The following is a 13,992-nucleotide window of genomic DNA, read 5'->3' on the forward strand; positions in this document are numbered from 1 at the left end:
CCTGAGTCCCTCGCTTCCCTCCACCATAACCCCTCGCTCGAACATGCGTACGAACACGCGAGGGCGGGTCGCCCCGAGGAGCGCCCCTTGCTTCCACCCCCTTCCGTTTCCCGCCACGCCCTCCGCGGCCCCTTCCTTTCCGTTTCCTTTCCGTCAATCGGCCCCACCCGATCTGCGCGACCTCCGGCCCGAACGGAAGATATGGACCACAACGCCCGAGATGATCACGGAATGACCCCCGTAGGGGCAGGGAGCGGCGCATGGCCACCACGGACGACGGCACCCCCACCACCTTCCTGGCGGAGGTGAAGAGCGCGGTGACCGTCCGGGCCGCGCTGCTGGTGATCGGCGTCCTGGGGCTGATGGTCGCGTTCATCACGTCGTACACCGGCGCCTTCCACCACCCCGAGCCGCGGGACGTGCCACTGGCCGTGGTCGCTCCCCCGCAGACCCGCGGGGAGCTGGTCGGAAAGCTGGACCAGTTGCCCGGCTCACCCCTGGATCCGCGCACCGCACCCTCGGAGTCCGATGCGCTGCGGCAGCTCAAGGACCGCAAGGTCGACGGCGCGCTGATCGTCGATCCGCGCGGCAGCACCGACCGGCTGCTGGTCGCGAGCGGTGGCGGCGCCTCGCTGTCCCAGGCGGTCGAGCTGGTGATCAAGGCGGCGGAGAAGGACCAGCGGCGCACCGTGCGCACCGTGGACGTGACACCGGCCGACGCGGGCGACAGTCGCAGTCTGACGTCGTTCTACCTCGTCGTGGGCTGGTGCGTCGGCGGCTATCTGTGTGCCGCGGTCCTCGCCATCAGCGCCGGAGCCCGGCCCGCCAACGGACAGCGGGCGGTCATCCGGCTGACCGTACTGGCCCTCTACTCGATCCTCGCGGGCCTGGCCGGCGCGGTCATCGTGGGCCCGGTCCTGGACGCACTGCCGGGCAGCCTCCCCGCGCTGTGGGGGCTTGGCGCCCTGGTCGTCCTCGCCGTGGGGGCCACCACCCTGGCCTTCCAGGGACTGCTGGGCATCATCGGCATCGGCCTGGCGATCCTGTTGATCGTGGTGCTGGGCAACCCGAGTGCGGGCGGCGCCTATCCCTACCCGCTACTGCCGCCGTTCTGGCAGGCGATCGGACCGGCGCTGCCGCCCGGCGCGGGCACCTGGGCGGCCCGCTCGATCGCGTACTTCCGGGGGAACGCGACGACCGGACCGCTGCTGGTGCTCTCCGCGTGGGCCGTGGGCGGCACCCTGGTCACCGTCGTCCTCGCGACCCTCCGCAGGAAGAACAACAACCGGAACACCGACGGGGAGCGGCTACCGGCCTGAACCGGTCGGGACGTACGGCGGGGTGCGGCGCCCTGAGGTGCCGTACCCCGCCGCGCGTCCACCCGGTCACATATGCGTGCCGCCGTCGATCCGGATCTCCGTACCTGTGATGAACGCGCCGTCCCGCGAGGCGAGCATGGCGATGACGCCGGCGACGGTCTCCGGGCCCGCGAACCCCTCGCCGATGGCCGGCATCAGCTTCCCGAACAGGCTCATGTCCGCGTCCTCGGGCAGGCCCGGATCGACGGTCATCCCGGAGCGGATGGAGCCCGGTGCCACACACACCGCACGCAGCCCCCGCTTGCTGTACTCGCTCGCGATGGCGTGCGTCAGCGACTGCACTCCGCCCTTGCTCGCCGCGTACGCCGCCATGTACGGGTGCGCGAACGAGGCGGAGGTGGAGCTGAAGTTGACCACTACCGGCGCCGAGCCCTCCAGCAACGCGGGCAGCGCCTCCCGGATCATCAGGAAGGTACCGGTCAGATTGACCGCGAGGATCTTGTTGAAGAAGTCCAGGCCGGTCTCGTGGGTGTGCGAGGAGCGCAGGATGCCGGCCGCGTTCACCAGGACATCCAGCCCGCCCAGGCCGGACACCGCCGCGGCGACCCCGGCGCGGACCGCCGCCTCGTCGGATATGTCCAGCACCGCCGTCTCCAGCCGGTCGCCGGCGCCGTCCGCGGCGGCCAGGTCCGCGGTGGCCCGCAGGCCCTCCGCGTCGACATCCGCCGCCACCACCCGGCCGCCTTCGGCGAGGATCCGGTGGGCGGTGGCCCGGCCGATGCCCGAGCCCGCTCCGGTGATCAGGGCCCGGCGTCCGTCAAAGCGGTTCATGGTGCTCCGTCCTTGTGGTCGAGATACGCCCGCACCGTACGCCAGGTTGGCACAACGTGCCACATTCGCACGATGCGCCTAACTGTCGCGTCACTCCGTAAGCTGAGCCCATGCCCACCGCACCCCGCCCCGCCACGCCCTCCCGCCCCTCCCTCACCGAGCGGCGCAAGGCCGAGACCCAGCTGGAGATCGCCCGCACCGCGGCGGCCCTCTTCGCCGAGCGCGGCGCGGCCGTCACCGCCGAGGAGATCGCCCGCACCGCCGGCGTCGCGCTGCGCACCTTCTACCGCTACTTCCGCACCAAGGAGGACGCGGTGGCGCCCCTCCTCGCCGTCGGGGTCCGGGAATGGATCGACGACCTGACCGCGGAGGCCGCCGGGCCGGACGCGCCGCCGGCGCGGGACGCGCTGGAGCGGGCCGCGCGCCAGGCACTGACCCCCGCGGACGCACCGGCCGAGGAGGCGCTGCGATGGACCCGCGGGCTCCTGCGGGCGATGCCGGGCGACCCTGCGCTGCGCGCCGTCTGGCATCGGGTGCACCACGACTCCGAGGAGGCGCTGATGCCGGTCCTGGCGAAGCTGACCGGCGCCGGCCCGCTGGAGCTGCGGCTGGCCGCGGCCGCCGCGAACACCGCGATGCGGGTGGCGGTCGAGGAGTGGGCCGCGGGCGACGCACCGGCGGACGGCCCCGACGGGCCGGCGGAGTTGGCGGGGCGTGGCCTGCGCGCGCTGACCGCGGGCCTGCCGGAGCTGGACCGGCGCAAGGAATAGCGCGCCGGCCCACGACGAGCGCGTCCGGCCCACGACGGCGCGCCACTCGTAACCCTTCGGAGCCCCCCAGGGTCCGTGAGGGCTTTCACGCCTCTTTACCCCTGCCGGGCATGGAATCGATACGGAGGGGTACTCCGGCCCGCTCTTCGGCCATTCGGCGGAGATCGATACCCGCCCGAACGACCGGTCGGCGGCTGGATTCGCTCCTTCCGCGACTGGTCCACACCACCTCGACGGAGCTGCGAGAGCCGCATCTCCGCAGATGGGGCACCATAACGTCACATCTCCTTCACATCTCCACCGCGCCATTCGCGCCATTACTCACCGCGCACATCCAACGACTCAAAGCGATCGCCCGGCGTGCGTTCAAGGTGCCCTTGGGTCAGACTCCCGTCCGGTATCTGCACCTTCGACCAAGGGAGTGTTCGTCATGCGGTACATCACTGGGGGGATCGCGCTCGGCGCGGCGCTGGTTCTCGGCGCACTGGCCACCACCGCGCAGGCCGCCGGACCGGCGCAGCCCGCGCGGAGCGGTGGGCTCTACGCCCCGACGGCTCTGGTTCTGACCGTCGGCCAGGGAGAGAGCCGTGCGACCGCCACGGTGCAGCGCGCGGTGACGCTCACCTGTACGCCGAGCGCGACCGGCAGCCACCCGAACCCGCGAGCCGCCTGCGCCCAGCTGCGGTCCGCGGCCGGCGACTTCACCCAGATCACCGGCACCACGTCCGAGCAGCTGTGCACCAAGGAATGGAACCCCGTCGTGGTCACCGCGGACGGCGTCTGGGAAGGCCGCCGGGTGTCACACAGCTACACCTACGCCAACCCCTGCGCGCTGAACGGCAGCAGGGGCTCGGTCTTCGAGTTCTGACGGAGCGGTCCACACTCCCCGGGCGCCACCACGGAGTCCGGGGTCCGATCCCCGGGCGCCGACGGCGGCGCCCGGGGATCGTCGCATGTGGCGCACGCACGGCTCCTAAGCTCGGGGCATGGCCAATCACCGCGCAATGGACGTGCAGGGAAAGCTTTCTGATGGTGCGCCGGGTTCATCCGGGTCGGGGGCCGTCGCCGTACTCTCCGACATCCACGGCGTGTTGCCGGCGCTGGAAGCCGTGCTGGAGGAGCCGGACGTCCGCGCCGCCCGGCGAGTCGTCCTGACCGGTGATCTGCTCGCCGGGCCACTCCCCCGGCAGACCTTCGACCGGCTGCGCGCCCTCGGTGACCGTGCGGTGTGGATCAGCGGCAACGCCGACCGCGAGCTGACAGCGGGCCGGCCGGACGCGGCCGGCGACGCGGTCAGCGCCTGGGCGGCCGGGCAACTCCGCTTGCGGGAGAAGGACTTCCTGCGGTCACTGCCCGCCGCCGTCACCCGGGAGGTGGCAGGACTGGGGCCGGTCCTCTTCTGCCACGCCACGCCGCGTGACGACGAGGAGATGGTGCTGGTCGACTCGCGGCCGGAGCGCTGGGCCGAGGTGCTGGAGGGGGTGCCCGACGCCGTACGCACGGTGGTCTGCGGGCACACCCACGTACCGTACGTCCGCTTCACGCACGGCCGACTGGTGGTCAATCCGGGCAGCGTCGGGATGCCGTACGGCCGGCCGGGCGCGCACTGGGCCCTGCTCGGGCCCGACGGTGGCGCGGTCACCCTGCGGCACACCCCCTTCGACTACGACGCGGCCTGCGACCGGATCGCCCGGGAGTCGGACTTCCCGGCGGCGGCGGAGTGGGCGGACACCTACGTCCGGGCCCGGCACTCCGCCGAGGAGGCGCTGGCCGCGTTCGGCCCCGGGGACGGACGGACGGCGCGGACCGCGGAGTGAGCGCGCGGAACGGCACCGGCCCCCGGACGCCGAAGCGTTCCGGGGGCCGGTGCCGGTGCCGGTCGGGACGTGGCCCGTCGGCGCCGTGCGGTGCGGGTCAGCCGATCTGCGCGCCGTAGGCCTCCAGAGCCTCCGGCACCGGCTGGAAGAAGGTCTCGCCGCCCGAGGAGCAGTCGCCGCTGCCGCCGGAGGTAAGGCCGAGCGCCGTGTCGCCGGCGAAGAGCGCGCCACCGCTGTCACCGGGCTCGGCGCAGACGTCGGTCTGGATCAGGCCGTCGACGGTGCCCTCCTGGTAATTGACGCTGGCGTTCAGCGCCTTGACCGTGCCGTCGTGCAGCTGGGTGGTGCTGCCGCTGCGCTGCACCTGCTGACCCACGGTGGCGTCCCCGGCCTTGGTGATCTTCTGGGTGCTGCCGTTGTAGAGGTCCACCTCGCTCGGGTGCGCGGTGTCGCCGGTGTACTTGGCGATGGCGTAGTCGTTGCCCGGGAAGCTGGACTCCTCGGTGGTCGCGATCTCCGAGCCACCCTGCTGGTCGGACCAGCTCTGCACGGCGTTGCCGCAGTGGCCGGCCGTCAGGAAGTACGGCTGGCCGTCCTTGACGACGTTGAAGCCGAGCGAGCAGCGCGAGCCGCTCCCCCAGATCGCGTCGCCGCCCGCGATGAAGCGCTTGAACTCGCCCTTGGTGTGGCGGAGTTCGACCTTGTCGCCGAGGCTCTTGGTGACCTCGGTGAGCCGACTGAGCTTGGCACCCTTGACCGTGCGGTCGGCGGTCACCACGACCTTGTTGCTCTGCGGGTCGACACCCCAGGAGGTACCGGGGATGGTCGCCTTCGCCTTGAGCGTCTGCCGGGCCGAGTCGAGCTGGGCGAACGTGTGGCGGACGAGTCTCGCTTCCGCCCCCTTCGCCCGCACGGCCTTGGCCGCGGTCTCGTTCACGACGTTGACCACCAGCTTCTTGGCCTTGGCGTCATAGAACGCGCCGGCCGTGCCGGTCTTGAAGTGGGACGCCAGCGTGCTCGCGGCGGCGGAGGTCAGCTTGGCCACGGTGGGGGTGGCCGGGGTCGCGTTGGCATTGGCCAGGGTGACGGTGGCGGTGGCGGCAAGGGCCAGCGCTCCGGCACCGGCCAGGAGGGCGCGTCGCTTGGGTATGCGTCGGTGCTTCAACTCAAAGCCTCCGTGGGGGGAAGAGCCCGCCGTGTGGGGATCACGCGGGCCCGGAGAGTGTGGGACTTCGAGACACGAACGGGTCACCCCGCGTAGCGACCTCGGGGAGTCGCGTCCATGCCAACGTGCGGAGCCGAGTATTCCCATCCCGCTCACTCGTGCACAAGACCGAGTTCCGGTCTTGGGTCCGGTAGTTCACCGCTTCTTCACACCGCGGTCACACCGATATCCGCGCACACGGAACCTGACTGCGGACATCAGGCGCCACATGGCGCACTCGACGCCCAGAAATGTTTGAGAAAACCACACCTGACCGGAAACCGCCCGTACGTTCCCGGCCGCGGAGCCCGCCCGCCTGCGAAGCTGCTGCTGAAGGCTTGCGATGGCCGCCGGCCGATGACGTTCAGCGCGCCATGATCCGGGCCGGCTCACACGCCTTCTGCCGCAGGGCGGTCGCCCATGCCTCGTCCCCCACCGTGCTGATGGACGCGGGGGCCGGCACCTGGACATCCGTGCGCCCGTCCCGCATGGCACCGACGAGCCACCAGTTCGCTTCACCGCGTGCGCGCTCGGCAAGCACCGGAACAGTGACGACGAAGCCTTCGGTGAGTGCCGCCAAGACGGCGTGGCTCGCCCCGCGGTGCCGCGCCGGCAGGGCGTCGGCGAAAGCTTTGAAAGAGGTGGGTCGATCCGGCATCCCCAGCAGGCGGAACCACCGCCGGCCGTCCCGCAGCGATGAGGCGACGCGGGGCGGATGCGGACGGTGGCAGATGCGGACGCAGACGCAGACGCAGACGAGAAAACGACGCCGGCGCCGCGCCCGCCCCGCAGCGCTCGCCGGCCCGCAGACCCCCGGGCGCCCTCCGCCCCTATGCCCTACGTCCTACGTCAGGTTCTCCGCCTCCGGCAGGTCCTCCAGCTCCGGTGGGAGTGTGCCGTCGATGCCGTTCTCGACGGCCGCGCGCGACCTCGTCGTGGAGGTGGCCCCCACGGTGGGAGTCGGCTTCATGGCCTGGGCCTGCTTCACGGTGGGCGCGGCCCGCCGCACACTGTCCCGCTCCGCCTCGGCCTGCTCGGTCTGTGCCTGGGCCTGCAGCCCCGAGCGCTCCAGGAAGCGGAGCAGCTCCACCGGGAAGGGCAGCACGAGGGTGGAGTTCTTCTCCGCCGCCACCGCGACGACGGTCTGCAGCAGCCGCAATTGCAGCGCCGCGGGCTGGTCGGACATCGCCTGCGCCGCCTCGGCCAGTTTCTTCGACGCCTGGAGTTCGGCGTCGGCGTTGATCACCCGGGCGCGCCGGTCACGGGTGGCCTCGGCCTGCCGGGCCATCGACCGCTTCATCGTCTCCGGCAGCGAGACGTCCTTGATCTCGACCCGGTCGATCCGGACGCCCCAGCCCAGTGCCGGGCTGTCGATCATCACCGCGAGGCCCTCGTTGAGCTTTTCGCGGTTGGAGAGCAGATCGTCCAGATCGCTCTTGCCGATGATGGAGCGCAGCGAGGTCTGGGCGACCTGGGAGACCGCGAAGCGGTAGTCCTCGACCTCGATGACCGCGTCGGCGGCGTCCACGACCTTGAAATAGACCACCGCGTCGACCCGGACGGTCACGTTGTCGCGGGTGATGCCCTCCTGGGCCGGCACCGGCATCGTGACGATCTGCATGTTGACCTTGCGCAGCCGGTCCACGCCCGGAACGATCATGGTGAAGCCCGGCGAGCGCACCTCGGACGCCAGCCGCCCCAGCCGCAGCACCACACCACGTTCGTACTGTTTGACCACACGCGCCGCCGAGATGAGGTACACAGCGCCCACCGACGCCAGCGCCACTCCGGCCGTCACCAGTTCTTCGACCATCACGGACCCCTGATCTGTGCGACCTACCGCCCGATTACCTCTTATAAAACATGGTATGCCCGGTCTGTCGGGACGGGCGAGGGGCGCCCCTGGCACGGCAAGGCCCTCGTCCGCCGGCGGACGAGGGCCCTTCTGCTGCCGGGCCGCGCGGCCCGGTCGATCCGTACCGATGTCAGCCGGTCAGTAGACGCTCACGCCGTATGCGCTGAGCGCCTCGGTGACGGGCTGGAAGAACGTGGTGCCGCCGGAGGTGCAGTCGCCGCTGCCGCCGGAGGTGAGGCCGAGGGCCGTCGTCCCGGAGTAGAGCGGGCCGCCGCTGTCGCCGGGCTCGGCGCACACGGTGGTCTGGATGAGGCCGGAGACGATGTCGCCGCCGCCGTAGTTCACGGTGGCGTTCAGCGCGGTGACCTTGCCGCTGTGGGTGCCGGTCGTGGAACCGCGGCGGGTGACCGACTGGCCGACACTCGGGGTGGCGGCACTGGTGATGTCCTGGCTTCCGACCGTCCCGGCGTGCGCGACGGAGGAGGTGTACTTCACGATGCCGTAGTCGTTGCCGGGGAAGCTGGATCCGGCGGTCGGACCGATGCTCGTGGTACGCGCGGAGTTGGTGTACCACGGCGGGTTGCCGTCGGTGCAGTGACCGGCCGTCAGCAGGTAGTAGGTGCTGCCGCTGCGGACGTTGAAGCCGAGCGAGCAGCGCCAGCTGGTGGCGTAGATGGCGTCGCCGCCGGAGATGAGCTTGCGGAAGGTGCCCTGGGTGCGCTCGATGCGCACCGCACCGGCGTTGCCGCCCGCGGCGTGCTCGATCTTGGCGATCTCGGCCTGCGAGACCGTGCTGTCGGCCGTGACGACAAGCTCGTTGGCGGCCTTGTCGACCCGCCATGCGGTGCCCGCGACATCCGCGGTGCGTACCGCGTCGCGGGCGGCGGAGAGCTGGGTGGCGCTGAAGGCCCTGTCGGGAACGGGGTTCTGTGCGTTGGCGGTGGGGACGGCGATGGCTCCGATGGCCACCAGTCCGGACGCCACGGCGATCAGCCGGGTGCGTCTCGCTACGCCGCTGCGGGGGGTGGTGCGCTCGTTCCTCACGTGATTCCTCCGAGGGGATCGATGGGCCACCTGTAGGCGGCCCGTGAGGCGCAGCCGAAGGGCACGCACGAATCCGCACGTTCATTTTCTGCGTGCCCCTGACAAGCGCTGGTCGGGAGTCTCGGGTCCACCACCCCCGCAGCGCAAGAGGGCATCACGAATGTCTCGTGCCGAAGACACCGTGGTTACCTGCCGCGGGCACGCGACGCACCGCCCCGGCAGCCTCCCTCGCGGCCGCCGGGGCGGTGTGCGACCTCTCGGTCCGTGCTGGGACGAATCAGCGGGTGAGGTGGTTGCGCTCACCGGCCCGCAGGGCGAACGGCAGGGTGTTGCCGGGCGGCGGGAAGGGGCAGAGGAAGTGGTCGGCGAAGGCACACGGCGGCAGCAGGGTGCGGTTGAAGTCGACGGTGACGGTGCCGTCCTCGGCGGGTGCGGGCGGCCGCAGGAAGCGGAATCGGTAGCTCTCGTCACCGCTGGTGGCGTCGGCGAGCACCGCCCACAGGGAACCGTCGCCCTCGACCGCGACCTGAAGGGTGTGCTCGTCGCCTTCGAGGGTGAAGGCCAGCTCGCCCGCCAGACCGAGGCCGCGCAGCTGTCCGTCGGCGTTGGGCACCCGGACGGTACGCCCCTGCGCGTACGGGCGGAACAGGCCGGGCCGCACCCAGCGATCGTCGTGCGCGTAGGCATCGATGCCGGCGAAGGCACGGCGGGGCGCGGCCTGCGGGTCGAAGTCGCGTACCGCCCACAGGCCCTCGCGGCGGAACACGAGCAGATGCCGCTCGCCCTGCGCCACCCTGGTGTGGTCGGGGGCCGTGTCCTGGTCGAGCCGGATCTCGCCGTCGAGCGGCTTGCCGTCGACGGTCAGGCCGTCGGCGGCGGAGGCCCGCAGCAGGACGTGGTCGCCCTCCTCGGTCCAGGTGCCGGGCAGGCCCTCGACACGGCCGTCGGGGTGGTCACCGAGCCAGTGGGTGCCGGTCAGCGCGAGCGGGCCGTACGGCTGGGAGACCGTCGCGACGCGCCTGTCGCGCCACTCCTGCCACTCCTGTGTGTGGGAACTGCTCATAACGGTCACCCTTTCCTGCCGACTCCGGCAGTCTCAAGTGGGAGCACGGTGTCGTGCCGGTGTATTCCGTGCGGGGACGCCACGCTCCTGAAGGTTCGGGACGACGCGGTCGCACAGGGGTCCTTCGGTGCGCGGATGCGGTGCCGGTCGGGGCTCGGATTGATCAGAGGACCTTGGACAGGAAGGCCGCGGTGCGCTCGTGGCGCGGGCTGTCCAGGAGGCGGCCAGGCGGTCCCTGCTCGACGATCCGGCCGCCGTCCATGAAGACCACCGTGTCGGCCACCTCGCGGGCGAAGCCGATCTCGTGGGTGACCACGATCATGGTGGTTCCCCGGTGCGCCAAGTCCTTGATGACGTCCAGGACTTCACCGACCAGCTCCGGGTCCAGCGCGGAGGTCGGCTCGTCGAAGAGCAGCACCTTCGGCTCAAGGGCGAGCGCCCGGGCGATGGCGACGCGCTGCTGCTGGCCGCCGGAGAGCTGCCCGGGATAGGCGTCCGCCTTGTCGGCGAGGCCCACCCGGTCCAGCAGGGCGCGGGCTCCGGCGAGTGCGGTCTTCCTCGGCCGCCGCAGCGCGGAGACGGGCGCCTCGGTGATGTTCTCCAGGACCGTCAGGTGCGGGAAGAGATGGAAGTTCTGGAAGACGAAGCCGATGTGGGTGCGCTGTTTGAGGATCTCCCGTTCGCGCAGCTCGTAGAGCTTGTCGCCCGATCTGCGGTAGCCCACCAGGGAGCCGTCCACACTGATCCGGCCGCTGTCGACCTTCTCCAGATGGTTGATGGTGCGCAGCAGGGTGGACTTGCCCGAGCCGGAAGGCCCCAGGATGACCGTCACCTCGCCGGCGCGCACCTGCAGATCGACGCCACGGAGCACCTCCAGCGGGCCGAAGCTCTTGTGGACGGCACGGACATCGACCATGGCGGCGGTCGTGGCGGGTGCCTCACTGGTCAGCGGCATGGGATTCCTCGGAGGTCGGTGCGGGACGGGGAGCGGGGACGACGGAGGCGGCGGGCGTGGTGGCCCGCGCGCCGGACGCGGTGGGGGATGCGGCCAGGCCCCGGAGGAGGGTGAGCAGTGCCCGCGCGGTGGCGTCGTTCTGGCGGAAGGCGGGCGCGTTGGTGCGGGGGCGGGCGAACGCGCCGCCGGAGCGGGCGTCGGTGTGCGGCCCGAGGGCGAAACGGCGCGGGTGCGGGCGGCCGGCCCCGTCCAGGACCCGGCCGTCGGCGGCGTCCACGGCCAGCAGTCCGCCGGGCGTCGATGCCGCGCCCTCGGCGTGCAGCCCGCGCAGCAACGCGTCCCCGGTGTGCTCGACCGTCGGCTCCGGCAGCCGCGCCTCCACCAGCGCCTTGGCCTCGACCGTCTCCCCCGGCACCGCGGCGCTCCGCGCCCGGAACACCCCGCGGCGCTCGTCGGCGGTGACGGTGGCGTCCGCCCCGAGGAACCGCACCACGCCCGCCCGGGAGAGGGCGAGCAGCTGCCGCAGCCGCGGCCCCGGCGGCCCGGAGGCGAGGTAGCTGAAGAAGCCGTGCCACCACGGGCCGCGGTCGCCGATGCGGACCAGTTGGCCGTAGACCGACAGCAGCGCGAGGAAGACCGCCAGGTCGGGGCTGTGCGCCGGGTCGTGGCGGCGGTCGAGATCGGCCTCGATGTAGCCGCGCAGCCCGTCCTGCAGTGCCTCGCCGTCCGGGTAGGTCACACCCGCGAGCGGGTGGTCGAGAGCCGTCAGGTCCAGACGGTCCGCGGGATCGGGTACCGACGCCTCGACCAGGGCCTGGAGCGCGGCGCTCCCCGGGTCGGCGGCGGCGTACTTCTCCTCGAAGTCCGGCCAGGCCACCCGGGTGCGTTCGGGGTGTGCGGTGAACAACCGGTGGTAATGCGCGAAACCCAGTTCCTTGTCGATCAGCGGCCAGACGTCCCGCCGGAAGTCGAGCTCCTCGCGGGCCGGCAGCGCGTCGACCTGCGCCGGGCCGAAGAAGCGCGGTACGGGGGGACGTTCGCCCTGCAGCTCGTAGCCGATCTTGGAGTGGTACGGCACCCCGCGCCGCGAACCCACGTGCAGGACGGGCTCACGCCCCGAGGGGTGGTAGACCGGCTCTCCGTCGGGCCCGGTCGTGTACGTACCGCCACGCCCCTCGGTGAGCAGCACCATCAGGTCGACGAACGCCAGCCCGAAGCCGCGGACGAGCACCGGCTCACCGGGCCGCAGTGCGCTCAGGTCACTGTCGGCGGTGAACGCCGGTGGCAGATAGGTCAGTTGATGCCGGTCGGCGAAGGCGGTCAGCGTCCGCTGCTCGGGCGACGGCGCGGACTCCAGATGGCCGAGGGTCAGCACGACGGCGTCGGCGACGAGCGGCTCGGGACGCCCCTCCAGCCACACCTGCTGCCGGCCGTCGCGCGGACCGGACACCCGTACCGCCGTGCGGCGGTGTTCGTGGACGGCGATCCGCGGCGGCAGCGCGGCCACCGACCGGTCGTGGACCCAGCTGAGGTACGCGCTCTGCAGCCGGCGGCCGGCGAAGTCCCGCGGCCCCAGGGCCTCGACGGCGGCGGTCAGGTGCGGTGCCACGGTGAGCTCGCCCGCGCGCACCGCGGCGGCCCACTCGGCGAGCGAGGGTCCGGGACGTACCGGCCCCTCCTGCTCCACGCTCTCGTCGGTGAACATCGTGACGTCCTCGGCGGTGGAGTTCATCCACAGCAGCGGGGACTGGCCAGGGCGCCAGATCCGGCCGCCCCCGGGCGGGTGCGGATCGACGAGGTGCAGGTCCAGGGGCGTATCGCCGTACAGCTGAGCGGCGTTGGCGGCGATCCGCTCGACCAGTCCGCTGCCCCGTGGCCCAGCGCCCACAATCACCAGGGACGGCCTCATCGGGCACCGGCCGTTCCGCGGGCGTAGTGCCGCTCGATGTAGTGCTGGCCGACGCTGAGCACGGAGGTGACCACGATGTACCAGATGGTGGCGACCAGCAGCAGCGGGATGACCTGGTAGGTGCGGTGGTAGACCAGCTGGACGGAGTAGAGCAGGTCCTGGACGGCGATGACGCTGACGATGGAGGTGCCCTTGAGCGTGCCGATCAGCATGTTTCCGGCCGGCGGCACGATCGCGCGCATCGCTTGCGGCAGCACGATGCGGTGCAGCCGGCGCCAGGCGCCGAGGCCCAGTGACTGGGCCGCCTCCCACTGGCCCTTGTCGACGGACAGGATGCCGCCACGGACGACTTCGGCGGCATAGGCCGCCTCGTGCAGGGTGAGGCCGATGATCGCGATGCTGACCGGACCGAGCAGGTTCACCGTCTTGACGGTGAGGAATTCCGGGCCGAACGGGATGCCGAGGCCGAGCTGCGGATAGAGCGCGCCGATGTTGAACCAGAACAGCAGCTGGACCAGGATCGGCATCGACCTGAAGAGCCACACATAGCCCCAACTGACACCCTGCAGGATCTTGTTGGAGGACAGGCGGCAGACCGCGAGCAGGGTGCCGAGGGCGAAGCCGAGCAGCATCACCAGGACCGTCAGCCACAACGTGAGCCCGAGGCCGCGCAGCACGGCGGTGGTGGTGAAGTACTCGCCGACGACGTCCCATTGGAACGCCTCGTTGCGGACGACGGAGTTGCCGGCCATGACGAGCAGCAGCACGACCACTCCGGCGGCGAACCACTGGCCGGTGCGGCGTACGGGTACGACCTTGAGGGCGTCGTCGTCGGACGGGGTGTCAGGAGGGACGAGGGAGCGGCGGTCCGACGGCACAGAGGCGTCGGTGACCAGGGAATCGTTCACAGGCATGTGTGCGGGCTCCGTGGATTCAGTGATCGAACACGGGATGGGAGCGCCTTCACACAGGCAGAACGGGTCGAGCCCCTCAGCACGACCGGCCCTTGAGGTTATGGCCACAACAAGCCTGACTGTCAAGCCCGTCCACACTGTGAGCAGTGCGTCACAGTCCGGTTGACGCACAAACGGATGCCTGTTCCACTTGGCGCATGTATTCATGGCAGCGGCTGGTCACCCGCGACCACATCGACTTCGGTCGTGTGTGGTCGTCGTCCTGTTGAGCTGACGCCCTGCCCTGAAGCCCGCCGCCACTGAGGCCGGGC

Annotated in this window: 13 protein-coding genes; 4 read left to right on the top strand and 9 right to left on the bottom strand. The window is 71.5% G+C overall.

Annotated elements, in window-relative coordinates; genetic code table 11:
- Positions 1–260: 260 nt before the first annotated feature.
- Positions 261–1,319 (top strand): DUF3533 domain-containing protein, encoded by a 1,059-nt coding sequence (locus tag ACH4FH_RS27380; RefSeq protein WP_398558575.1) that lies wholly within the window; start codon positions 261–263, stop codon positions 1,317–1,319.
- A gap of 66 nt (positions 1,320–1,385) precedes the next feature.
- Here ACH4FH_RS27380 and ACH4FH_RS27385 read toward each other — a convergent pair whose 3' ends face one another.
- Entirely contained in the window at positions 1,386–2,150 is a 765-nt protein-coding gene (locus ACH4FH_RS27385; RefSeq protein ID WP_398558576.1) for an SDR family NAD(P)-dependent oxidoreductase, read from the bottom strand.
- A 110-nt stretch (positions 2,151–2,260) separates the two neighbouring features.
- Between ACH4FH_RS27385 and ACH4FH_RS27390 the strand changes: the two genes are divergently transcribed.
- The 3 genes from ACH4FH_RS27390 (at position 2,261) to ACH4FH_RS27400 (ending at position 4,737) form a co-directional block, all read left to right on the top strand.
- A complete protein-coding gene (locus tag ACH4FH_RS27390; RefSeq protein WP_398558577.1) occupies positions 2,261–2,920 on the top strand; it encodes a TetR/AcrR family transcriptional regulator in 660 nt (219 codons plus the stop codon).
- A 430-nt stretch (positions 2,921–3,350) separates the two neighbouring features.
- Positions 3,351–3,788 (top strand): subtilase-type protease inhibitor, encoded by a 438-nt coding sequence (locus ACH4FH_RS27395; RefSeq protein WP_398558578.1) that lies wholly within the window; start codon positions 3,351–3,353, stop codon positions 3,786–3,788.
- Between the two features lie 136 nt (positions 3,789–3,924).
- On the top strand, positions 3,925–4,737 hold the full coding sequence (locus tag ACH4FH_RS27400; protein ID WP_398558633.1) for a metallophosphoesterase family protein: 813 nt from the start codon (positions 3,925–3,927) through the stop codon (positions 4,735–4,737).
- A gap of 97 nt (positions 4,738–4,834) precedes the next feature.
- Here ACH4FH_RS27400 and ACH4FH_RS27405 read toward each other — a convergent pair whose 3' ends face one another.
- From ACH4FH_RS27405 to ACH4FH_RS27440, 8 genes are all read right to left on the bottom strand, one after another.
- Entirely contained in the window at positions 4,835–5,902 is a 1,068-nt protein-coding gene (locus ACH4FH_RS27405; protein ID WP_398558579.1) for a S1 family peptidase, read from the bottom strand.
- A gap of 403 nt (positions 5,903–6,305) precedes the next feature.
- The gene (locus tag ACH4FH_RS27410; protein WP_398558580.1) at positions 6,306–6,599 is read right to left on the bottom strand and encodes a DUF6086 family protein; all 294 of its coding nucleotides are present in this window, start codon (positions 6,597–6,599) and stop codon (positions 6,306–6,308) included.
- A 186-nt stretch (positions 6,600–6,785) separates the two neighbouring features.
- Positions 6,786–7,754 (bottom strand): slipin family protein, encoded by a 969-nt coding sequence (locus tag ACH4FH_RS27415; RefSeq protein WP_398558581.1) that lies wholly within the window; start codon positions 7,752–7,754, stop codon positions 6,786–6,788.
- Positions 7,755–7,934: 180 nt separating this feature from the next.
- Positions 7,935–8,840, bottom strand: coding sequence for a S1 family peptidase (locus ACH4FH_RS27420; RefSeq protein WP_398558582.1), 906 nt, complete (start codon positions 8,838–8,840; stop codon positions 7,935–7,937).
- Between the two features lie 277 nt (positions 8,841–9,117).
- Positions 9,118–9,903, bottom strand: coding sequence for a DUF1684 domain-containing protein (locus ACH4FH_RS27425; protein WP_398558583.1), 786 nt, complete (start codon positions 9,901–9,903; stop codon positions 9,118–9,120).
- A 163-nt stretch (positions 9,904–10,066) separates the two neighbouring features.
- Positions 10,067–10,858, bottom strand: coding sequence for an amino acid ABC transporter ATP-binding protein (locus ACH4FH_RS27430; RefSeq protein WP_398558584.1), 792 nt, complete (start codon positions 10,856–10,858; stop codon positions 10,067–10,069).
- Positions 10,842–12,767, bottom strand: coding sequence for an FAD/NAD(P)-binding protein (locus ACH4FH_RS27435; protein WP_398558585.1), 1,926 nt, complete (start codon positions 12,765–12,767; stop codon positions 10,842–10,844). The genes ACH4FH_RS27430 and ACH4FH_RS27435 overlap by 17 nt, the downstream gene beginning before the upstream one ends.
- On the bottom strand, positions 12,764–13,681 hold the full coding sequence (locus tag ACH4FH_RS27440) for an amino acid ABC transporter permease (RefSeq protein WP_398558586.1): 918 nt from the start codon (positions 13,679–13,681) through the stop codon (positions 12,764–12,766). Before ACH4FH_RS27440 ends, ACH4FH_RS27435 begins: the two co-directional genes overlap by 4 nt.
- Between the last annotated feature and the right edge of the window lie 311 nt (positions 13,682–13,992).

Source organism: Streptomyces sp. NPDC017993 (genome assembly GCF_044328065.1).
Taxonomy (GTDB): Bacteria; Actinomycetota; Actinomycetes; order Streptomycetales; family Streptomycetaceae; genus Streptomyces.